Origin of the sequence: Flavobacterium sp. UW10123, from assembly GCF_040538975.1 — a bacterium.
GTDB lineage: Bacteria > Bacteroidota > Bacteroidia > Flavobacteriales > Flavobacteriaceae > Flavobacterium.
In genome coordinates this window covers 86,762-108,650 of the sequence record NZ_JBEWQE010000016.1, presented here as the reverse complement: position 1 = coordinate 108,650, position 21,889 = coordinate 86,762, and the positions used below count along the sequence as shown (strand labels likewise).

The following is a 21,889-nucleotide window of genomic DNA, read 5'->3' as shown; positions in this document are numbered from 1 at the left end:
GTTCTATTATTTCAAGAATTTTAAAGTTTGGAATTTGGAATTTCATTTTTGGAATTTAAAATTTAAAAAGACGACCTTTGTATTTCAATATTATTTTATGACTTCTGCACAGTTTTACGGTATTTTACAAAAGCGATTTCCTTTTCCTCCAACTTATAAACAGGATATTTTTTTTCAGAAAATTGCCATTTTCCTAACTGAACCTCAAAACGACACCATTTTTGTTTTGAAAGGATATGCCGGAACGGGAAAAACAACCGTTATTTCTACCATTGTCAATAATTTGGGAGATATTAATAAAAAGTACGTTTTATTGGCGCCAACGGGGCGTGCAGCAAAAGTAATTGCCAATTATTCTAATAATCCAGCTTTTACAATTCATAAAAAGATCTATTTTCCAAAGAAATCTTCTGGAGGCGGAGTAGCTTTTACCAAACAAGTCAACAAACATAAAAACACCATTTTTATCGTCGATGAGGCTTCGATGATTTCAGACAGTACTTTAGATAGCGGTTCGCTTCTCGACGATTTGATTAATTATGTCTATTCTGGACAAAATTGTAAAATGATTCTTTTGGGTGATACGGCTCAGCTTCCGCCAGTCAATTTGGATGTTAGTCCTGCTTTAGATATTGATACTTTGGGTTTCCATTATAGTAAAGAAATCGAACATATCGAATTGGATGAAGTAATGCGTCAGGAAGAGAGTTCAGGGATTTTGTACAATGCGACAGAATTACGTGAATTATTGAAAGAAAGTTTTATTACCGAATTTCGATTTAATTTAAAGAAGTTTAAAGACATTGTTCGTTTGACGGATGGTTATGATATTCAAGATGCGATAAATATGGCCTACAGCAATTATAGCATTGAAGATACAGCTTTTATTGTTCGTTCTAATAAACGTGCCAATCAATATAATGAGCAGATTAGAAGTCGAATTTTATTTAAAGAAAGCGAACTTTCGGTTGGTGATTTCTTAATGGTCGTAAAAAACAATTATTTCTGGCTGAAAGAAACTGATGAAGCTGGATTTATTGCCAACGGAGATATTATAGAAGTCTTGGAGCTTTTCGGAATTAGAGAATTATACGGATTCACATTTGCTAAAGTAAAGATCAGAATGGTCGATTATCCAGAGCAGAAACCTTTTGAAACGGTTTTAATTTTGGACACTTTAAAAAGCGAATCGCCATCTTTAACCTACGAAGAATCGAATCGTCTGTACGAAGAAGTGATGAAAGATTATGAAGATGAGCCAACTAAATACAAGAGATTCCAGAAAGTAAAAGAAAACGAATATTTCAACGGACTTCAAGTTAAATTCTCATACGCTATAACCTGTCATAAATCGCAAGGTGGGCAATGGAATACAGTTTTTATAGAACAGCCATTTCTACCAAACGGAATTGATACTGATTACATTAGATGGCTTTACACCGCTATGACACGTGCTAAAAATAAGCTATATTTGATAGGCTTTAAGGACGAAAGCTTTGAAGAGTAAATTTTAGCCACAGATTAAAAGGATTTTTACAGATTTTTTTGAATGCGTTTAAATTTCTCTCGCAGATTTTGCAGATTGAACGGATTATTAATTTAAAAAACGCAATCAAATAATCTGCTCAATCTGCAAAATCTGCGTGAAACAAAAATTAAGCATTACACCATTTTAACCTAAAATGAGTAAAAATCTGTGAAAATCCGTTTAATCTGTGGCAGAAAAAAAATAAAAATGACAACACTAAACGACTTACATTCGATTTCATCAACGTTTTCGAATACAGATAAAATGCCGGTTCTGTTTTTAGGACACGGCAGCCCAATGAATGCTATTGAAGAAAATCAGTTTGTGACTGGTTTTCGTAATTTGGCAAAAACACTACCACAGCCCAATGCTATTTTATGCGTTTCGGCGCATTGGTTTACCAAAGGAACAAAAGTAACGGCAATGGAAATGCCAAGAACCATTCACGATTTTGGAGGTTTTCCGCAAGCGCTTTTTGATGTTCAGTACCCAGCAAAAGGAAGCCCAGAATTGGCGGTTGAAACGCAAAAGATTTTAGATCCTGTAATGGTTGAACTAGATGAACATTGGGGATTGGATCACGGCGCTTGGAGTGTCATTAAACATTTGTATCCAAATGCAGATGTTCCTGTAATTCAGTTAAGCATCGATTATACCAAATCGGGACAATATCATTTTGAATTGGCTCAAAAACTGCAAGCGCTTCGTTACAAAGGCGTTTTGATTATCGGAAGCGGCAATATTGTACATAATCTTAGAATGGTCGATTTTAGAAATTTTGATAAAGACAATTATGGTTACGATTGGGCAATTGAAGCGCGAGAAACCGTAAATAATTATTTACTAGATGGAAATTTTCAGCCTCTAATTGATTTTGAAAAACTAAACAAAGCCATTCAGCTCGCAGTTCCAACACCAGAACATTACCTTCCGTTATTGTATACTTTAGGTCTCAAAGATAAAACTGATGATTTAACTCTGTTTAATGATAAATTACTGGCAGGTTCTCTTAGTATGACTTCAGTAAAATTGATGTAATAGTCTTCGGAAATCTCTGCGAAAAACCTTGCTTTATAATTCTATCACGGAGTTACGCAGATATTCACGAAGGAATTATTTTTCTTTTTTCAAATTATAAGCATATAGATAACCGTCAGCACTTCCGTAAAAAATAACATTATTGCTTATAAATGGAGAAGAAAGAATAGGTCCCAATTTGTAAAATTCATTCATCACTCGTTGATTTTCTGCATAAATAGACAAATCGGTTGCTTTAGCTGCGTGGCTAAAATCCAAAAGATCATTATTTAGAATTGTTTTGGCGTACTTGTTTCTATTTTCTGTTGGAGTAACCTGAAATTCTTTTTTAGATAGTAAATTTAAACTAAAGAAATTTCCAGAAAAATCTCCAAAATAAGCAGTATTTCCTGCAATTGCAGGTGAAGAATAAATATATCCATTTCCTTTAAAACGGTATTTTTCTTCTCCAGTTTTTGCATCCAATGCCAGTAAGGCATAAGTATCTGAAGTCCCAACATAAACGGTATTATCTTTAATAACAGCCGTACTCAAAATCCAAGAGTTTTCAGCGTTATATTTCCATATTACTTTTCCCGTTTTAGAATCAAGTGCAAACAAGTAAGGATCTCTTGCTCCAAAATAGACAATACCGTCAGAGATAGCTGCAGAAGCTTGAATTCCAGTGAATCCTGTTTTGATTTCAGTAGAAAACTTCCATTTTTCCTTTCCTGTTTTACAGTCCAAAGCATAAAAATTACCATCCCATCCGCCAAAATAAACTGTGCTTTTTTCTAAAATAGGAGTGCTGTGTATAGCAACTTTTATAGGAAAACTCCATTTTAAAGCTCCTTTTTTTGCATCTACGGCATACAGATTTCCGTCACTGCTTCCAAAAATTACTAATGCAGTTTTAGGATCTAAATAAACAACAGGTGTTGAGAGATAGAAATCCCATAAGTCAGCCATTAATAAATCGCTTGGTTTCATGCCCCACATTCCAACTTCGCTGTACCAATATTCGCCTTTTGTTTTAAAACGCCAAATCTCTTTTCCGGTTTTAGCATTTACAGCATAATAATGGCCATCAAAACTTCCGAAATACACAATGTCATTATAAATACTCGCAGAACTGTGAACAGCTCCATTAGTTTTAAATTTCCATTTTAAGTTTCCAGATTTTTCATCGATAGCATAAAAATAACCATCTTCACTTCCAATATATACGATTCCGTTTTGTACAATTGGAGAAGAAAAGATTTTTCCCTCTGTTTTAAATTTCCATTTTAAATCAGCCAATGGTTGATAACCTTTTCCGTCAAAAATTCGATTTGTAAATGCATTGAAGGTTTTATTCTGAGAAAAAGCATTGGAAGTAAAAATTAAAAAGAAATAGAGCAGGATAGAAGTAACGATTCTTTTCATGGTTTTTTTTGTATAAAAATAAAAATATTCTAAGAAATTAAATAACAATGCTTTAGTGAAAATGTTATAAAAATATTTTCAGAAAGTTCTTTTTGAATAGTGTATTTGTTTTTATATGAAAATAGTGAAAGAACTCGTTAAAGTTTTCCAATTGTTTCCATTTATGTGATATTGGTCTAAAAGTTTATTATCTACACAATTTGTTAAAAAAATAAATTTGAAGAGACAGTAAAATGTTTTATATAATTTTGTTTATTTTTGTGTAAGTAATTGTTTGTCAGTTGATTATTTTGTTTTTTGTCTTCTTTTTAAGTAGTTTTTTAAATGCCTTTTGTGATTAACTGGTGATAATTTAAAAAATGATAGAAGATGTTTACAAATTAAGTAAAAGTGCGGCATCAGCACTATAATCACTGATAAAACTAAGATGAATCCAAACAAAGCATTATGGGAAAAAGGCGATTTTACACGCGTTGCAGAATCTATGAGAGAAAGCGGTGCGGAATTGGTTGCCAAAATTGGAATAAAAGAAAATAGTGACGTTTTAGATCTCGGTTGTGGCGATGGTACAACCGCAATACCTTCGGCAAAATTAGGAGCCAATGTTTTAGGTGTTGATATAGCAAGAAATTTAGTTGAAGCTGGTAATCTTAGGGCAAAAAAAGAAGGATTGGATAATATTGTATTTAAAGAAGGTGACGCAACCGATTTGAATGAACTGAAAAATCAATCGTACGATGTTACGATGAGCATTTTTGGAGCTATGTTTGCTCCAAAACCTTTTGATGTTGCTCAAGAAATGGTTCGTGTCACAAGATCTGGAGGTAAAGTTATTATGGGTAATTGGATACCGGGAGATCCAACGTTGATTGCGCAAATCTTGAAAATTAGTGCTGAATTTACACCTCCTCCTCCTGAGGGTTTTGTAAGTCCAATGCTTTGGGGTATTGAAGATAACGTAATCGACAGATTCACTAATGCTGGTGTTCCTAAAGAAAATATTTCCTTTGAGAGAGATACCTTTACATTTAAAGCAGCATTCCCACCTTCGGAGTGGCTAAATCGATTAAAAACTTATTATGGTCCAACTATGAATGCTTTTGAAGCTGCTGAACAAAATGGGAAAACTTCGGATTTATATGCTAAACTTGAAGAATTAGTTAATAGCCAAAACCAAAGTAATGATAAAAATTCTACATTAATTCCTGCAACTTATCTGCGTGTTACAGTTTCGGTTTAATTTTTTATCGTGATAAATAAGACAAGAAAGTTGTTGGTAATAATCAATGTATTGTTTGCTAGTAGACGGAAAATACTTGAACATGATTTTGTCTTTTACAGAAATAGAAAAATAGAAAATTTAAAAGTAATTTTTGCATATTTGCAAACACTTAAAATCGGTAAAAATTAAATTACTAAATTTTGAGTTTTTTAAACTCAGTAAAATATAAGAATGAAAATAATAGCGGTAATTCCGGCCAGATATGCTTCAACACGTTTTCCAGCAAAACTAATGCAGGATCTTGGACGCAAAACAGTAATTTTAAGAACCTATGAAGCGGCTGTTTCTACAAAACTATTCGATGATGTTTTTGTAGTGACTGATTCTGATTTGATTTTTGATGAAATTGTGTCTAATGGCGGAAAAGCGATTATGAGCATCAAAGAACATGAATCTGGAAGCGATCGAATTGCTGAAGCTATTGCCGATCTTGATGTTGATATTGTAGTAAATGTGCAGGGTGATGAACCTTTTACAGAAGCAGAGCCTTTGGCGCAAGTTTTATCTGTTTTTAAAAACGATCCAGATAGAAAAGTTGATTTGGCTTCGTTAATGCGTGAAATCACAGATGAAGACGAAATCAATAATCCAAATAATGTGAAAGTTGTGGTAGATCAATCGCAGTTTGCATTGTATTTTTCACGTTCTGTAATTCCATATCCGAGAGAAAAAAATGTTGGAGTACGATATTTTCAACATATCGGAATTTATGCTTTCAGAAAACAGGCTTTATTAGACTTTTACAGCCTTCCAATGAAATCTTTAGAAGCTTCTGAGAAGTTAGAGCAGTTACGTTATTTAGAATTCGGAAAACGTATTAAAATGGTTGAAACCACTCACGTTGGAATTGGGATTGATACGGCTGAAGATTTAGAAAGAGCGAGGGCGATGTTGAAAGATCTTTAATTACTTATAGTTTGAACGCGGATTAAATAGATTCGCTTTCGCGAAAGCGCGGATTTAACGGATTTTTTTATATTCGCAAACTTGTGATCCTTCGTTCCTCAGGACGACAAAACAAAAAACGCTCCAAAATCTTGGAGCGTTTTTTAATATCTAAAATATTCTAAATTACTGGTATAAAGCTGGATATTTTGAAGGGTTAACTTCGTGCATCATATCGTAGATTTTCTCGTAAATATCTTCTGCAGAAGGTTTAGAGAAATAATCACCATCAGTTCCGTATGCAGGTCTGTGGGCTTTAGCAGCTAAAGTTTGAGGTTTACTGTCTAAATGTTTGTAAGCATCTTGCTCTTCTAAAATCTGCTGTAAAATAAATGCTGAAGCTCCTCCAGGAACGTCTTCGTCAATTACTAAAAGACGGTTTGTTTTTGCAATACTTTTTACAATGTCTTTGTTAACATCAAACGGAAGTAAAGATTGAATATCGATCACTTCGCAATCAATTCCTTTTTCGGCTAATTCATTAGCCGCTTGCATCACCAATCTTAAAGTTGAGCCGTAAGAAACTAAAGTAATATCAGAACCGTCTCTTAAAGTTTCCACAACTCCAATTGGTGTTTTGAATTCACCAAAATTCAAAGGAGTTTTTTCTTTTAAGCGGTATCCATTCAAACATTCGATAACCAAAGCAGGTTCGTCACATTCTAACAAAGTGTTATAAAAACCAGCCGCTTGTGTCATATCTCTTGGGACCAAAACATGGATTCCGCGAATTGCATTGATAATCATTCCCATTGGAGAACCAGAATGCCAGATTCCTTCCAAACGGTGTCCACGTGTTCTAATGATTAATGGAGCTTTCTGTTTTCCAACAGTTCTATATTGCAATGTAGCTAAGTCGTCACTCATGATCTGAATAGCGTACAATAAATAATCTAAATACTGAATTTCAGCAATTGGACGTAATCCTCTTAATGCCATTCCGATTCCTTGACCGATAATAGTCGCTTCACGAATTCCGACATCGGCAACACGAAGTTCTCCGTATTTTTCCTGCATTCCTTCCAAACCTTGATTAACGTCTCCGATGTTTCCAACATCTTCACCGAAAATTAAAGTTTCAGGATATTTTGCAAATAATGCATCAAAGTTATCACGAAGAATCATTCTTCCATCTAAATCTGGTTTTGCATTTTCAGCATATTTAGGAAGAACTTTTTGTACAGAATATACATTTTGTTGGGACTCAGAATGTAAATTACTGCTGAATTTTTCCTGTGTTTCGGCTAAGAATCCTGTAATCCAATTAGATAAAAGGACTTTACTGTTTGGCACTTCAATAAAACGAAGAATCTTTCTTGCATAAACTAATAATTCCTTTTTTAGAGGTGCTTTAATTACAGCTAATTCAGAAATTAATTTTTTGATTCTTTCTTTATGATTAATGCTTGCCTCAGCAATTTGCTCTAATAAAGCTAAAAGATTCTTTTGTTCGTCAATAATTGGATTAATGAAGTTATTCCACGCTTCTTTTTTAGCTTCTAAAACTTCTTTCTTTAATTCGAAATCAAGTTCTGCCAATTCTTCAGGAGAAGCAATATTAATTGCAATCATCCATAAGCGCATTTGGCGGATACAGTCAAAATCTCTTTCCCAAGCCAATCTTTCTGTACTTTTGTAACGTTCGTGAGAACCAGAAGTAGAGTGACCTTGCGGTTGTGTTAATTCGTTTACATGAATTAAAACAGGAATATGTTCTTCTCGCGCAATTGCACCAGCTCTTTCGTAAGTAGAAACCAGTTCAGCATAATCCCAGCCTTTAACTCTAAAGATTTCATAACCTTTAGAATCTTCATCGCGCTGATATCCTTTTAAAATTTCAGAAATATTTTCTTTAGTAGTCTGATGTTTAGCATGAACCGAAATTCCGTATTCATCATCCCAAACGCTCATTACCATCGGAACCTGTAGAACTCCCGCAGCGTTTATAGTTTCAAAAAATAAACCTTCAGAAGTACTTGCGTTACCAATAGTTCCCCAAGCTACCTCATTTCCATTAACCGTAAATTTATCTTTGATAGTAATTCCGTCAACGTTTCTGTATATTTTTGAAGCCTGTGCTAATCCTAATAATCTTGGCATCTGGCCAGCAGTTGGAGATATATCTGAACTTGAGTTTTTTTGTTTTGTTAAATCTTTCCAAGAACCGTCTTCGTTTAAACTGTGCGTTACAAAGTGTCCGCCCATTTGTCTTCCCGCAGACATTGGATCAAAAGCTAAATCGGTATGACCATATAAACCAGCGAAAAATTGCTTAGCATCCAATTCGCCAATAGCCATCATAAAAGTTTGATCGCGATAGTATCCAGAACGGAAGTCTCCATTCTTAAAAGCTTTAGCCATTGCCAGCTGCGGCACTTCTTTTCCGTCTCCGAAAATACCAAATTTAGCCTTTCCAGTTAATACTTCTTTTCGACCTAAAAGACTACATTCACGGCTTGTTACCGCAATTCTATAGTCATTCAATACCTCAGTTTTGAAATCTTCAAATGTCAGTGTAGTATTGCTTTTTTCTTTTATCATAATCTTGCAGGGTCATGTTGTTTATGTCGCGAAATTACTTAAAAACAATCAATAATCATAATTCTTTGAACTAAATATAATTTAATTATTTGTATTCAAAACTAGAAACTACGTACTTTATTTATGTAATTTTTATGTTAAATTTAATTTAATTGATAATTTCGCAACTTTTTGTTTAAATTTTGTTTGATTAAAACCATTTTCGAGTAAAAAGTGTGACTAACGTTTTAGGCGAAAAAGTGATTATAAATCGTATTTTTTCATTGTATTTTGGCTGTGATATTTCCCATCCGTTATTTGAATAAACAGGAAAATAGAGTTCAAAGTAGTCAGGAACAAGGTTTAAGCGTACTCCAGAATCGTAAGCAAAGAACTCACTTTGATGTTTGTTTTTCAAAAAACCAATGTCACCATAAAGTTCTACCCAGTTCCATACTGCATAACTCCCATTTAGAGTTGCCATCCACTGATTGGCATAAGAAGGTTCTAATTGTGATTTGAAACCTCCCTCGGCAATGACGTATTGCTGGCTGAAAAATCCTGTGCTTTCTGATCTTCCAAATAAATTATAATCAAATAAATAATCTGTTGGACGGTCTAAACCAAAACTAAAATAATCTGAGTTTGTTGTGTTATACACGAAACTTCCTGCGTATAATCTTAAATTTAGTTTTTTGTTGTTTTCGAATAATCTTCTGTATTCTACTTCTCCCGAAACTTTTCCGAATTCTCCAGAAAACTGTAAATCGGTCATAAAACTAAAATGATCAATTAATTCGGTTTTGGTGTTAGAATAGCGGGCATTAAAAACAGAATAGTTGGGTTCTGAATTATCTGTAATATAATCGCTCGCTTCACGGTTTACGATAACCTGTCGGAACATAAACATTTGCTTTCTATTGTCTCTGAAATCTTTTTCGCGAATGCGAAACACTACCATTGGGTTTAATCTCAAATAAGTAGCATCTGGCGCATAATGAAAATAATTCTGGCTAATAGAATATCGAACATTATATAAGGTGCTGTTTCTATAATATTGATTCCATGAAAAAGCTGATGAACCGGAAATTGTACCTGCTTTTATAGAATAAGCCGGATTAATGTCAAAATTAAAAGGCTTATCTAAAATGGTTTTATTATGAAAACGAACTCCAGGTGTAAAGCCATCATAGTAATTATAATTTAATGTTGGAATGTATAATATCTGATTGTAATCTGGATCTTCTAAATCTTTAGCGAAATTAAACTTTATAGGACGGTTGAGCGAAACATGTTTTAGAGATCTCCAGTTGTTTCGTTGGTTATATTCTGGAACTTCGTTATTATAATTGATGACGATTTTGTCAGCATTTTTTCGACTGAACTCATAAACAGAGTCTTTTTTAGTAGGCTCAATCCATTCTTTAAATACGACTTCTTTCTTTTTAATTCCGTAAATCGGAATAGGGGCGTAGATTCCAGTTTTATTTTTAACCGAAAATGTAACGCTGTCTGCGGTTCTCGAAACATTCGAAAATTTATAATCGATAATATTTCTCGAATCGATTATAGTTTCAAAGAACCAATCGATATTTTTTGGACTTTTTTGAGTTAGTATTTTTTCAAAATCATAACGATTTGATTGCCCAAATTGGTTGAGGGTGTAAAACTCTTTTACACTTTTAGGAACAATATCATGATTAAGATAATCGTCTAAATAGCTTAAACTTAATCCGGCGCGATATTTACTTGCAATCTGTTCGTTAAATTTTATCAACGTATTTTTTGGATCGCCAAGAGGTTGATCCAAGTTTTTGCGCGCCATCAGCATATAATAATAGCTATATTGCTCATTAAAAGTTAAATTGGTGATGTTGTAACTTTTAAAAAGTTTCATATCCGAAAGCCTCCCAAGCATTTTTTCATCCTGATGATGTTCTTCCATATATTTCATCATCGTGTAAATCTGGATTGCATCATAGACCCAATTGTCTTTTCTCGGATCTAAACGTAGACTGTTTTTGAGATAATTATTTAAAAAAGTCTTTAAAAATTGAATCTCAAAAATAAAATCGTCTTCAAATGGACTAATAAACGATGGCAGCTGGTTTAAACCATAAAATGGATTTCTGTCATAATCTATTTGAGAAACGGTAATTCTTTCATGCGGATATTTACCAATAAGTTTTTCAGCATAAGAAACTACGCGATTAATAATAATGGCCTTTTGAAATTCGTCTATTTTTTTGTTCTTTAAATTCGTAACAACCTGCAAAGAACCATTGTCGTAGGTTCTAAAACTGTTTTTCTTTTCAATGTAAAGACTTAGATCGTTTCTGTTTCTTCCCGAAAAATAATAAATGCTGTAGCTTTGATTGGTAGAATCTTTAGAAACAGGGTTTAAATCGCTGGTAATAGAATACTGATTTGGAACTTTAATTTCAACTTCATAATCACTCATTACATTTGCAATATCATCCAGATTGAAATTGTTATACTTTACAAAAAAGCCATTTTCATAACGGGCAGGGCTTAAAAACCAATTTTTTAACGCCATGCCTCCATTTTGATCGAACCCAAAATGGGTAAACTTATCATTCGGGATTTTTACAATGTAATTGAGGTGTAAATCGATTTTTTCGTTTGGAAGAAGTTTGCGATTCAATCGAACGGTAATATAATCAGGATCTTTGGCGCTTCTTTCCCATTCCAGAGCCGAAAAATTGGTTTCTGTCAGATTTATAATAGTAGTTTTTCCTCTATCTGCGGCTTTGGCCAAATGAAAACCTCTGTAAAACTCATCAGAAAAGCGCCTTGCCAAAGGCGTATTTTTGTCTGCAAAAGCATTATTCCAATCATTCAAAACAATCGAAACCAAAGTGTCGTTTGTGTTATTATGGTATGTAATATCCTGTTTTATATTCAGAGTTTTAAGCTGAAGATTTACCGCCACTTCCATCTTAGATTGATGCTGCGCGGTTAGTTTTGTCGAAAGTGATAAAACTAAAATGAGGCAAATAATTTTATAAAGTGCTTTCAAATAGTGGCTTAAAAATTATCAGATATACTTGTGTTAAGGACATGTTGAAGTTACGTATTTTTGTAAAAATAGTATAAAAAAAGCTGTTTAAAAAAACAGCTTTCAATTTTTGTGCATTTGCAGTATATTTTAACCATATAAGTGGTATAAGTTCATTTAAAAGAATCGCTTTGAACCGTTGCGTTTAAATTTGCTTAGAGCACTTTGCATGGCTCGAAAATTAGAAATTCGGACTTAAATCGTACTTTTTATAGAATTTATCTAATGCCTCAACAACTTCGTCTTCTGTGTCTACGATTTTAAATAAATTCAAATCTTCAGGACTTACCGTATGCATTTTTTCAACCAAAACAGTTTTAACCCATTCAATCAAACCAGACCAGAATTCAACTCCAACCAAAATAATTGGGAATTTTCCAATTTTCTTAGTCTGAATCAAAGTGATTGCTTCAAACATTTCATCTAAAGTTCCAAAACCTCCTGGCATCACCACAAACCCTTGCGAATACTTTACGAACATTACTTTTCTCACAAAGAAATAGTCGAAATTCAAGTTTTTGTCATGATCAATATACGGATTAAAATGCTGCTCAAACGGAAGCTCGATATTTAAACCAACCGAAGTTCCTCCGCCCAAATGTGCGCCTTTATTTCCAGCTTCCATAATTCCGGGACCACCTCCTGTAATCACACCGTAACCTGCTTTACTGATTTTATAAGCAATTTTTTCTGCCAATTGATAGTACTTATCCTCTGGTTTTGTTCTCGCCGATCCAAAAATAGAAACACAAGGTCCAATACGTCCCATAGCTTCGTAACCATTTACAAACTCAGACATAATTTTAAAAATTGCCCAGCTGTCATTGGTTTTAATTTCATTCCACGTTCTTTGTTTCAAACGATCCTGAATTACTTTATCTTCATCATTATCAAAATCTTCTAATCTCATTTTAGGTATTTTAATTTATTATTTTATTTATGTTTTTTGCCCCTTTTTGTCATCCTGAGCGTAGTCGAAGGAAGGAGCTGATTCCTGCTGTCCGCTATATCTTTTGTGGCGAACCCCGCCACAAAAGGATGCCGCTCCCATCAGGGCTAGGGCAGTCGGTTTCAAATAAACATTAAGTTTAATAGAAACATGTTTTCATTAAAAAGCTTGAATTTTTCAAAAAAAGCGGACACTAAATTAACGCTTTTTTCTAGAATTGTTATAAAAAATAGGAATTATAATCCAAAAGTAATGTTGAGATAATAATCAAATAAAGGTTTTTGATTCATTATCAGAGATATAGTTCGTAAAAATCTATTGTGGTTAAAATGAAATCTTTGTCAAAGTCTTAAACTTTGACAAAGATTTGTTTTCTTATTCTAACTCTTTCTTCAAAAACTTAGCCGTATAACTCTTTTTGTTCTGAGCCACTTCTTCTGGAGTTCCTTTGGCAACCAATTGTCCACCACCTTTTCCGCCTTCTGGACCTATATCAATGATATAATCGGCAAGTTTGATAACATCCATATTATGTTCAATAACTAGGATCGTATTTCCTTTATCAACCAATTTATTGATTACTTCCATCAAAACGCGAATGTCTTCAAAGTGTAATCCTGTTGTTGGCTCATCTAGAATGTAAAATGTATTTCCAGTGTCTTTTTTAGATAATTCTCCTGCTAGTTTTATACGCTGGGCTTCACCACCCGAAAGCGTTGTGCTTTGCTGACCAAGGGTAATGTAACCTAAACCAACATCTTGAATGGTTTTGATTTTTCTATAAATCTTCGGAATGTTTTCAAAAAACGGAACCGCTTCATCAACCGTCATATCCAAAACATCAGAAATAGATTTTCCTTTGTATCTAATTTCTAAAGTTTCTCTATTGAAACGTTTTCCTTGGCAAGTTTCGCATTCTACATAAACGTCTGGTAAAAAGTTCATTTCGATAGTTCTTACACCAGAACCTTCGCAGGTTTCGCAACGTCCTCCTTTTACATTAAAGCTGAAACGACCCGCTTTGTATCCACGAATCATACTTTCAGAAGTCATAGTAAACAAGTTTCTAATTTCAGTGAAAACCTCTGTGTACGTCGCAGGATTCGAACGTGGCGTTCTTCCAATCGGACTTTGGTCAATATCAATTACTTTGTCAATATGTTCTAAACCTTCAATCTTTTTATAAGGTTGCGGTTTTTTAACGCCATTAAAATAATACGCATTTAAAATTGGATAAAGCGTCTCATTAATCAAAGTAGATTTTCCACTTCCAGAAACTCCTGTAACACAGGTTAATTGCCCTAACGGAATTTCAATCGAAACGTTTTTAAGGTTATTTCCTGTTGCTCCGGTCAGTTTTAAGAATTTACCATTTCCTTTTCTTCTTTTCTTCGGAATATCAAATTTCATTTTGCCATTCAAATATTGAGCGGTAATAGTGTCTGAAGCTAAAGTTTCTTTTGGAGTTCCTATACTAATAATTTCTCCTCCGTATTTTCCAGCTTTTGGGCCAATATCAATTACATAATCAGCCGTTTCGATCATGTCTTTATCATGTTCAACCACAATAACTGAGTTTCCGATATCGCGTAATTGTTCTAATGACTGAATCAATTTCTCATTATCTCTTTGGTGCAAACCAATACTTGGTTCATCCAAAATATATAGAACTCCAACCAGTTGAGAACCAATTTGCGTTGCCAGACGAATACGCTGTGCTTCACCACCAGAAAGTGATTTGGAGCTTCGGCTTAAAGCCAGATAATTCAAACCAACATTCATCAAGAAGTTCAAACGGTCTTTGATTTCTTTTACAACCTCAGAAGCAATTAAAAGCTGTTTATCAGTTAAATGGCTATTCAAATCTTTAAACCAAGCTGTTAAATCTGAAATATCCATATCACACAATTCGGTGATATTTTTTTCATTTACTCTAAAAAATAAAGCTTCTTTTTTAAGACGCGAACCGTCACAAACAGGACAGTTTATTTCGTCCATAAAATCTTTTGCCCAGCGTTTTATGCTAGTTGTGGCACTTTCGTCATATTGGTTTTTGATGAAATTAGAAATCCCTTCAAAATCAATTTTATATTCTCTTGTTACGCCAAGATCTTTTGAATTGATGGAGAATTTATCTTTTCCGCCATACAAAATCATTTGCATTGCATCTTCTGGAATTTTCTCAATCGGATCAGTTATTTTAAATCCGAATTTTTCTCCAATCGTTTCCAATTGTTTGAAAATCCATGAAGATTTATATTCGCCAAGCGGAGCAAAACCACCAGCTTTTATAGATAATTTCGGATTTGGAATAATCTTTTTAACATTGATTTCGTGTACAGTTCCTAATCCGTTGCAATGCGGACAAGCTCCTTTTGGAGAGTTAAACGAAAATAAATTCGGTTCTGGATTCTGATAAGATATTCCAGTTGAAGGACACATTAAGTTACGGCTGAAATAGCGCACTTCATTAGAATCTTGATCTAAAATCATCAAAACATCTTCACCGTGATGCATAGCTGTATTAATGCTTTCAGATAATCTTTTTTGCGTATCAGGATTATCTTCGATAACCATTCTGTCTACAACAATCTCGATATCGTGCGTTTTGTAACGATCTAATTTCATTCCGGCAACCAAATCTTGAACTTCGCCGTTTACACGAACTTTCAAAAATCCTTGTTTGGTAATCTGCTGGAATAATTCCGCATAATGTCCTTTTCTGGCTTTAATAACTGGAGCTAGAATATTAATTCGTTTTCCGTTATAATCCTGAATAATCAGATCTTTAATCTGCTCATCAGAATACGAAACCATTTTTTCGCCAGTGTTATAACTGTAGGCATCTGCGCCACGTGCGTATAAAAGCCTTAGGAAATCATAAATTTCGGTAATAGTTCCAACTGTAGAACGCGGACTTTTACTGGTTGTTTTTTGTTCAATCGCAATTACAGGAGAAAGTCCGTCGATTTTATCAACATCCGGGCGTTCTAATCCGCCAAGGAATTGTCTGGCATAAGCAGAAAACGTTTCTACATAACGACGCTGGCCTTCAGCATAAATAGTATCAAATGCCAAAGAAGATTTTCCCGAACCTGATAAACCGGTAATTACAACCAGTTTTTCACGCGGAATAGATATATCGATATTTTTTAGATTGTGAACTCTTGCACCAAGAACTTCAATAGTATTGTCTTTATCTAACATAATTTTGAGCAAAACGCAAAGTTACCACTTTGATTTGTTCTTTTAGTGCTCGATAGCAAAACTTTATGTTACAATTAGTAACAAAATAAAGGTGATTTCTTGTAGCTTTATTTTTTGCAGGCGAACTTCTTAATATCGGATAATAAAAATTTTTAACGTATCCGATATTAAGCTTATTCAATTGTCATAGAACGAAGTTTTGTTCTGTAAGCTTCAAGCGCTATTGATTTAGAAATAAATCCGTGGTATTTTCCGTCTCTTAGAACTGGAAGAAAAGCAGATTTTGTAGTTTCAAATTTTCTCATTACAATTTCCATGCTGTCTAGTGTAGAAATTGTAGCAGAAGGCGCTTTCATTACATCTTTTATTAAAGTGTATTTTACGCGATAAGTATTAAAAATAATTTCTCGAATATCATTAAAATGAACAACTCCAACCAGATCTTTCTCATTGTTAACAACTGCAAAAACAACTTGGTTGGAATGCGAAATAAGATCTACTAATTTGCTTAGATTTTCATCTGGATGAACTGTTAAATAATCACATTGAATAATTGAATCAATATCTAAAGTTGATAAAATGTTTGAATCTTTGTTGCTTGTAAAGGCGTGACCTTTTTTCGCTAATCCTTTTACGTCAAGCGAATATTTTTCAAAACGTTTAGAAATGGCAAAACTAATGGAAGAAACAATCATCAGCGGAATCATTAATCCGTAACCTCCTGTAATTTCAGCAATTAAGAAGATTGCAGTTAAAGGCGCATGAAATAAACCACTCAGAATTCCAGCCATTCCGACCATAGTAAAATTACTGATAGGAAGTTTTGATAAACCTATCATTGTAACTAGCTTAGAAAAGAAATATCCTAAATATGATCCTAAGAATAGAGAAGGAGCGAAGTTTCCTCCATTTCCGCCGCTTCCTAGAGTTAATCCTGAAGCAAATACTTTAACCATCATAGTGGCGCCAATAAATAAAAGCAAGACCCACTGATTATTTCTGAAATCGGCAAATAGTGTATTATCTAATAATTGTCCAGGATCTGCATCAGATAAGGTTTTAATGCTTTCGTATCCTTCACCAAACAGTGTTGGAAATATAAAAATTAACAGTGCCAGTAAAGATGAACCGATTAAAGCTTTCTTATAAGGATTGATTTGCTGTTTGGCAAAATAATGTTCAACTCTCTGGAAATTTCTTGAGTAATAGATGGCAACCAATCCAGTTAAAACTCCCAAAATTACATAGAACGGGATATTGTGGTAATCAAAAGATTCTTGTTTTTTAAAGCTCAAAAGAATGCTTTCGTCCAAAACAATAGCAGAAACTAAAGCGCCCGTTGCCGCAGAAATCATAATAGGTGTAAAAGCAGAAATACTTACATCTACCAATAAAACCTCAATAGCAAAAAGAACACCAGCAATTGGGGCGTTAAATGCTGCTGCGATTCCAGCTGCAACTCCGCATCCAATTAACAAAGTGCGATCCTTATACTGCATTTTATAATTCTGGGCATAATTTGAACCAAATGCAGCTCCAGTAATTACGATTGGACTCTCTAAACCAGCAGAACCTCCTAAACCAACCGTTAACGAACTCGTGACAATCTGTGCATACATCTGCTTTCTCGGAATAATACTGGCTTTTTTGGCAACCGCATATAATATTTGCGAAGTCCCTTTTTGAATACTTCCATTAAGAACTTTATTTACGACAAAAACAGTTAATGTAATACCAATTATGGGCAAAATACTGTTAATGAAACTCAATTTCAGGATTCCGTTAATGTAGGTGGCAAAAGAGAATACGCTATGCGCGAAAGTTTTAAGTACAATAACTGCAAGGGAACAAGATATTCCAATAAGAACGCTTGACAAAAAAAGAAACTGCTTTGGAGTCATTAAGGATTGTGCCAAAGCAATGATGCTTTCGAGTCTTCTGAAATATTTTTTAAGCATTCTGTTTTAAAATTATCGTTCTTACAAAATTAGGTTATAATGTTAGATTAAAAAAATAAAAACTTACGACTTGTTAAAAACCAACGGCTTTATCATCGCCTCTAAAGTCAGCTCCTCCTTCTAATTTATTATCTGGCAAAACCAAAATTGCATCTACTTTTCCGATAATTGGAGTTGGTTTTTCGTTGATAATATAACTCTTAGCTTTCAGTTTGTCAATGGTTTTGGTTTCAAAAGTATTAGGCTCGAAAGTGATTAAATCGGGCAACCATTGATGATGAAAACGCGGAGCATTAACCGCTTCTTGCATGCTTAGATTGTATTCGTAGACATTTAGAATCGTCTGTAAAACCGAAGTTATAATAGTTGAGCCTCCTGGTGTTCCAACAACCATAAATAATTTCCCGTTTTTTTCTACAATTGTTGGCGTCATAGAACTTAGCATTCGTTTCTGCGGAACGATGCTGTTGGCTTCATTTCCAACTAAACCAAACATATTTGGGGAACCAGGTTTGGCACTAAAATCGTCCATTTCATTGTTTAAAAAGAAACCAAGTTCATCACAATAATATTTAGAACCATAACCGTCATTCAGCGTTGTTGTGGCAGCAATAGCATTTCCGAATTGATCTACAATTGAATAGTGAGTAGTTTCTGTACTTTCGGCATAATTCACTTTTCCTTCTTTTATTTCACTAGACAAAGTTGCTTTTTCAGGATTAAAACTTGCCATTCTTTCACGAAGGTAATTTTCATCCAATAATTCTTTCAGTGGAATTTTGACAAAATCTGGATCACCTAAAAAGTAGCTTCTGTCTGCATATGCTCTTCTTTCTGCTTCCACAATTACTTGAATGGCATCAGCCGAATTATGACCCATTTTGGCTAAATCATAAGGTTCTAGCATTTTTAAGATTTGAGCGAGACAGATCCCACCACTGCTTGGCGGAGCCATTGAAGTGATTTTTAAATTTTTATAAGTAAATTGTAAAGGTTTTCTCCATTTGGCTTCGTATTTGGCTAAATCTTGCATCGTGATAATACCGCCTTTTTCTTTAAGATAATTGACTAATATTTTTGCAGTTTCACCTTTATAAAATTCGTTTCTTCCTTTTTTCTGAATTCTTTTTAAAGTCTTCGCAAGTGCTGGATATTTGATTGTATCACTTTCTTTGTAAGCTTTTGATGCTGGAGAATCCTCTCCGTTTATTTTTAGAATGCTTTCATGATAATCTTTTAAGCTTTTTTCTTGTTTTTTGGTCACCACAACACCTCTTTCTGCTAAGGCAATTACAGGTTCAAGGATTTTGGAAATGGGCATTGTACCATATTTTTTATGTACAGCAAAAACACCAGCAATAGTTCCAGGAACGCCAATGGCAAGTGCTGTCTGAGTGCTTTTCCCTTTTATTACATTTCCTTCACTGTCTAAAAACATATCTTTTGTAGCAGCCAACGGAGCTTTTTCACGATAATCTAAAGAACCAACTTCGCCATTTGCTTTTCTATACACCATAAATCCGCCGCCGCCTATGTTTCCCGCAAACGGAAAAGCAACGGCAAGGGCTAACTCTGTCCCGACCATGGCGTCAAAAGCGTTTCCTCCATTTTTCATAATATCAGAACCAATTTTTGAAGCTTCTTCGCGAGCTGAAACTACCATTGCTTTTGTAACTACCAATCCAGTCGGATTTGGAGCTGTCTGTTGTGCATTGCCGTAGCTTATATATAAAAGGGCGATTAAAATCGTAATTTTTTTCATGTGTACTAAAATTAAATTGGCTTAAAGAGAAAGCAGTTTTTCTTTAGCTTGCGATCTCATTTCTTCAAAAAAGAGTGTAAATTCTTCTTCAAATTCATCATAAAATTCAACAAGCTCTTCGACAGCAAACTGCATTTGAGAAATGTTTTTAGACCTTCTGTCCATTTGAGTTAATATATTCTGGATTCCTTCAGTAGTACGATAGCTTAAAAGCCAGTTTCTTTCAATCATATAAGGCATTAAACCTTGTGTTTTTTCGGTTAAAATATCATAATTGTCATGTAAAGAATGATAAAAACGTTTAACAAAAAGCTCTAATTCTTCATCAGAATACTGTGCCCAGTTTTTGGCTAAGAAATGATCGTAAACAATGTCTACAATAACTCCTGCATAATGATGATACCTATCATGAAGGCGTTTGGTGCTTTTTCTAAAAATATCGTGAGAATCGGTATAAGTATCTATGAATCGATGCAGTAAAATTCCTTTTTGGACATCATCAGGAAAATACTCAAACTGCTTACCGCGAATTCCATCCGCCATAAAATTCCCGATTTTAATTAAATCATTGTCTCCAGAAAGATATATATGCGCTAAGAAATTCATTTTTTTTAAGTTTCTAAGAATCTAAACGCTGTAAAGATTCTAAGTTATTTAGTAAATGTATAAAAACTTTTTTAAATGATTTTGTTATAAAAAAACGAGATGCAAGTAGTTTCTTATAGGTTAAATTTAAAATCTTAGAAACTTAGCACCTTAGTAACTCAGTAACTTTTTTATATTTGTAAAAAAATAACCCTAACTCACAAAAATGACTCTAATAAAATCTATTTCTGGAATCCGCGGAACGATCGGAGGAAAAGTAGGAGACAATTTAACTCCTGTTGATGCAGTAAAATTTGCATCGGCTTACGGAACTTTCTTAAAAAATAATATTGCTAAAGATAAATTGACAGTTGTAATTGGCCGTGATGCTAGAATTTCTGGACCAATGATTCATAATTTAGTTGTGAATACACTTATTGGTTTAGGAATCGATGTGATTGATCTTGGACTTTCTACAACGCCAACCGTTGAAGTGGCTGTTCCTTTGGAAAAAGCTGACGGAGGAATTATTTTAACAGCATCTCATAACCCAAAACAATGGAATGCTTTAAAATTATTAAATGCAAAAGGTGAATTTTTAAGCGGTGCAGACGGAGCTAAAATTCTTGAAATTGCCGAAGCAGAAGCTTTCGATTTTTCTGATGTAGACAGTTTAGGCGAAGTTATTTCAAACGATGCTTACATGGATATTCATATTGATGAAGTTTTAAACTTGCCATTGGTTGATATTGAGGTGGTTAAAGAAGCTAAGTTTAAAGTAGTTGTTGATGGTGTAAACTCTTCTGGAGGAATTATTATTCCGAAACTTTTAAAATTAATGGGAGTTGAAGTGGTTGAATTATATTGCGAACCAAACGGACATTTCCCTCATAACCCAGAACCATTAAAAGAGCATTTAACTGATATTTCTGAGCTTGTTGTAAAAGAAAAAGCAGATTTTGGTATCGTAGTAGATCCAGATGTAGATCGTTTGGCTTTCATTAGCGAAGATGGGGAAATGTTTGGTGAAGAATATACTTTGGTTGCATGTGCAGATTATGTTTTGAGCAAAACTCCAGGAAATACAGTTTCTAATATGTCATCTTCTCGTGCTTTAAGAGATGTTACTAAAGCACACGGCGGTAGCTACGAAGCAAGTGCTGTAGGCGAAGTAAACGTAGTAGAATTGATGAAGAAAAACAATGCTGTAATCGGTGGTGAAGGAAACGGTGGAATTATCTATCCTGAATTGCACTACGGAAGAGACAGTTTAGTTGGAGTTGCCTTATTCTTAACGCATTTGGCAAACAAAAAAATGCCAGTTTCTGCTTTAAGAGCTTCTTACCCTGAGTACTACATGAGCAAAAACAAAATTGAATTGACGCCGCAAATTGATGTTGATGCGATTTTAACTCAAATGACAGAGAAATATAAAAATGAAGATATTTCGACAATTGACGGTGTAAAAATTGATTTTGCTACAGAATGGGTTCATTTAAGAAAATCGAATACTGAACCAATTATTCGTATTTATACTGAAGCTCCTTCTCAGGAAGCTGCAGATCAATTAGCGCTTCGAATTATTGATGAAATTAAAGTAATTGCTGGAATTTAAAATTTCAGTTTCTTAAT

At 34.0% G+C, this 21,889-nt stretch carries 13 protein-coding genes; 5 read left to right on the top strand and 8 right to left on the bottom strand.

Annotation, left to right across the window (positions count from 1 at the left end; genetic code table 11):
- The first annotated feature begins 97 nt into the window (after positions 1 to 97).
- Together ABXT06_RS18425 and ygiD are read left to right on the top strand one after the other, a co-directional pair.
- Positions 98 to 1,507 (top strand): ATP-dependent DNA helicase, encoded by a 1,410-nt coding sequence (locus tag ABXT06_RS18425; protein ID WP_354592055.1) that lies wholly within the window; start codon positions 98 to 100, stop codon positions 1,505 to 1,507.
- 228 nt (positions 1,508 to 1,735) lie between these two features.
- On the top strand, positions 1,736 to 2,566 hold the full coding sequence (gene ygiD / locus ABXT06_RS18420; protein WP_354592054.1) for a 4,5-DOPA-extradiol-dioxygenase: 831 nt from the start codon (positions 1,736 to 1,738) through the stop codon (positions 2,564 to 2,566).
- A gap of 75 nt (positions 2,567 to 2,641) precedes the next feature.
- Here the strand turns inward: ygiD and ABXT06_RS18415 are convergent, their stop codons facing one another.
- The gene (locus ABXT06_RS18415) at positions 2,642 to 3,970 is read right to left on the bottom strand and encodes an outer membrane protein assembly factor BamB family protein (RefSeq protein WP_354592053.1); all 1,329 of its coding nucleotides are present in this window, start codon (positions 3,968 to 3,970) and stop codon (positions 2,642 to 2,644) included.
- Between the two features lie 427 nt (positions 3,971 to 4,397).
- On the opposite strand from ABXT06_RS18415, the gene ABXT06_RS18410 reads away from it, so the two are divergent.
- Both ABXT06_RS18410 and kdsB read left to right on the top strand, forming a co-directional pair.
- Positions 4,398 to 5,210: a class I SAM-dependent methyltransferase gene (locus ABXT06_RS18410; RefSeq protein WP_354592052.1), complete on the top strand. Its 813-nt coding sequence runs from the start codon at positions 4,398 to 4,400 to the stop codon at positions 5,208 to 5,210.
- A gap of 213 nt (positions 5,211 to 5,423) precedes the next feature.
- Positions 5,424 to 6,158 (top strand): 3-deoxy-manno-octulosonate cytidylyltransferase, encoded by a 735-nt coding sequence (gene kdsB / locus ABXT06_RS18405; RefSeq protein WP_354592051.1) that lies wholly within the window; start codon positions 5,424 to 5,426, stop codon positions 6,156 to 6,158.
- Positions 6,159 to 6,323: 165 nt separating this feature from the next.
- Here the strand turns inward: kdsB and ABXT06_RS18400 are convergent, their stop codons facing one another.
- The 7 genes from ABXT06_RS18400 to ABXT06_RS18370 all read right to left on the bottom strand — a co-directional run bounded on the left by ABXT06_RS18400 (position 6,324) and on the right by ABXT06_RS18370 (position 20,278).
- The gene (locus ABXT06_RS18400) at positions 6,324 to 8,738 is read right to left on the bottom strand and encodes an alpha-ketoacid dehydrogenase subunit alpha/beta (protein WP_354592050.1); all 2,415 of its coding nucleotides are present in this window, start codon (positions 8,736 to 8,738) and stop codon (positions 6,324 to 6,326) included.
- A 190-nt stretch (positions 8,739 to 8,928) separates the two neighbouring features.
- Positions 8,929 to 11,676: a gluzincin family metallopeptidase gene (locus tag ABXT06_RS18395; RefSeq protein ID WP_354592075.1), complete on the bottom strand. Its 2,748-nt coding sequence runs from the start codon at positions 11,674 to 11,676 to the stop codon at positions 8,929 to 8,931.
- A 301-nt stretch (positions 11,677 to 11,977) separates the two neighbouring features.
- Positions 11,978 to 12,706 (bottom strand): LOG family protein, encoded by a 729-nt coding sequence (locus ABXT06_RS18390; protein WP_111425481.1) that lies wholly within the window; start codon positions 12,704 to 12,706, stop codon positions 11,978 to 11,980.
- Between the two features lie 414 nt (positions 12,707 to 13,120).
- Positions 13,121 to 15,952, bottom strand: coding sequence for an excinuclease ABC subunit UvrA (gene uvrA / locus ABXT06_RS18385; RefSeq protein WP_354592049.1), 2,832 nt, complete (start codon positions 15,950 to 15,952; stop codon positions 13,121 to 13,123).
- A 173-nt stretch (positions 15,953 to 16,125) separates the two neighbouring features.
- Positions 16,126 to 17,910, bottom strand: coding sequence for a chloride channel protein (locus ABXT06_RS18380; RefSeq protein ID WP_354592048.1), 1,785 nt, complete (start codon positions 17,908 to 17,910; stop codon positions 16,126 to 16,128).
- 73 nt (positions 17,911 to 17,983) lie between these two features.
- Complete coding sequence (gene ggt, locus ABXT06_RS18375; RefSeq protein ID WP_354592047.1) at positions 17,984 to 19,672, bottom strand: gamma-glutamyltransferase; 1,689 nt, start codon at positions 19,670 to 19,672, stop codon at positions 17,984 to 17,986.
- Positions 19,673 to 19,693: 21 nt separating this feature from the next.
- Positions 19,694 to 20,278 (bottom strand): acyl carrier protein phosphodiesterase, encoded by a 585-nt coding sequence (locus tag ABXT06_RS18370; protein ID WP_354592046.1) that lies wholly within the window; start codon positions 20,276 to 20,278, stop codon positions 19,694 to 19,696.
- A 205-nt stretch (positions 20,279 to 20,483) separates the two neighbouring features.
- On the opposite strand from ABXT06_RS18370, the gene glmM reads away from it, so the two are divergent.
- Positions 20,484 to 21,872, top strand: coding sequence for a phosphoglucosamine mutase (gene glmM / locus ABXT06_RS18365; protein ID WP_354592045.1), 1,389 nt, complete (start codon positions 20,484 to 20,486; stop codon positions 21,870 to 21,872).
- Positions 21,873 to 21,889 lie beyond the last annotated feature (17 nt).

Excerpts from the sequence above, each read along its gene's own strand:
- ABXT06_RS18390 (WP_111425481.1), bottom strand. The coding sequence starts at position 12,706 with ATGAGATTAGAAGATTTTGATAATGATGAAGATAAAGTAATTCAGGAT.
- ABXT06_RS18425 (WP_354592055.1), top strand. The coding sequence starts at position 98 with ATGACTTCTGCACAGTTTTACGGTATTTTACAAAAGCGATTTCCTTTT.
- ABXT06_RS18370 (WP_354592046.1), bottom strand. The coding sequence starts at position 20,278 with ATGAATTTCTTAGCGCATATATATCTTTCTGGAGACAATGATTTAATT.
- ggt (WP_354592047.1), bottom strand. The coding sequence starts at position 19,672 with ATGAAAAAAATTACGATTTTAATCGCCCTTTTATATATAAGCTACGGC.
- uvrA (WP_354592049.1), bottom strand. The coding sequence starts at position 15,952 with ATGTTAGATAAAGACAATACTATTGAAGTTCTTGGTGCAAGAGTTCAC.
- ygiD (WP_354592054.1), top strand. The coding sequence starts at position 1,736 with ATGACAACACTAAACGACTTACATTCGATTTCATCAACGTTTTCGAAT.
- glmM (WP_354592045.1), top strand. The coding sequence starts at position 20,484 with ATGACTCTAATAAAATCTATTTCTGGAATCCGCGGAACGATCGGAGGA.
- ABXT06_RS18415 (WP_354592053.1), bottom strand. The coding sequence starts at position 3,970 with ATGAAAAGAATCGTTACTTCTATCCTGCTCTATTTCTTTTTAATTTTT.
- ABXT06_RS18395 (WP_354592075.1), bottom strand. The coding sequence starts at position 11,676 with ATGGAAGTGGCGGTAAATCTTCAGCTTAAAACTCTGAATATAAAACAG.
- ABXT06_RS18400 (WP_354592050.1), bottom strand. The coding sequence starts at position 8,738 with ATGATAAAAGAAAAAAGCAATACTACACTGACATTTGAAGATTTCAAA.
- ABXT06_RS18380 (WP_354592048.1), bottom strand. The coding sequence starts at position 17,910 with ATGCTTAAAAAATATTTCAGAAGACTCGAAAGCATCATTGCTTTGGCA.
- ABXT06_RS18410 (WP_354592052.1), top strand. The coding sequence starts at position 4,398 with ATGAATCCAAACAAAGCATTATGGGAAAAAGGCGATTTTACACGCGTT.
- kdsB (WP_354592051.1), top strand. The coding sequence starts at position 5,424 with ATGAAAATAATAGCGGTAATTCCGGCCAGATATGCTTCAACACGTTTT.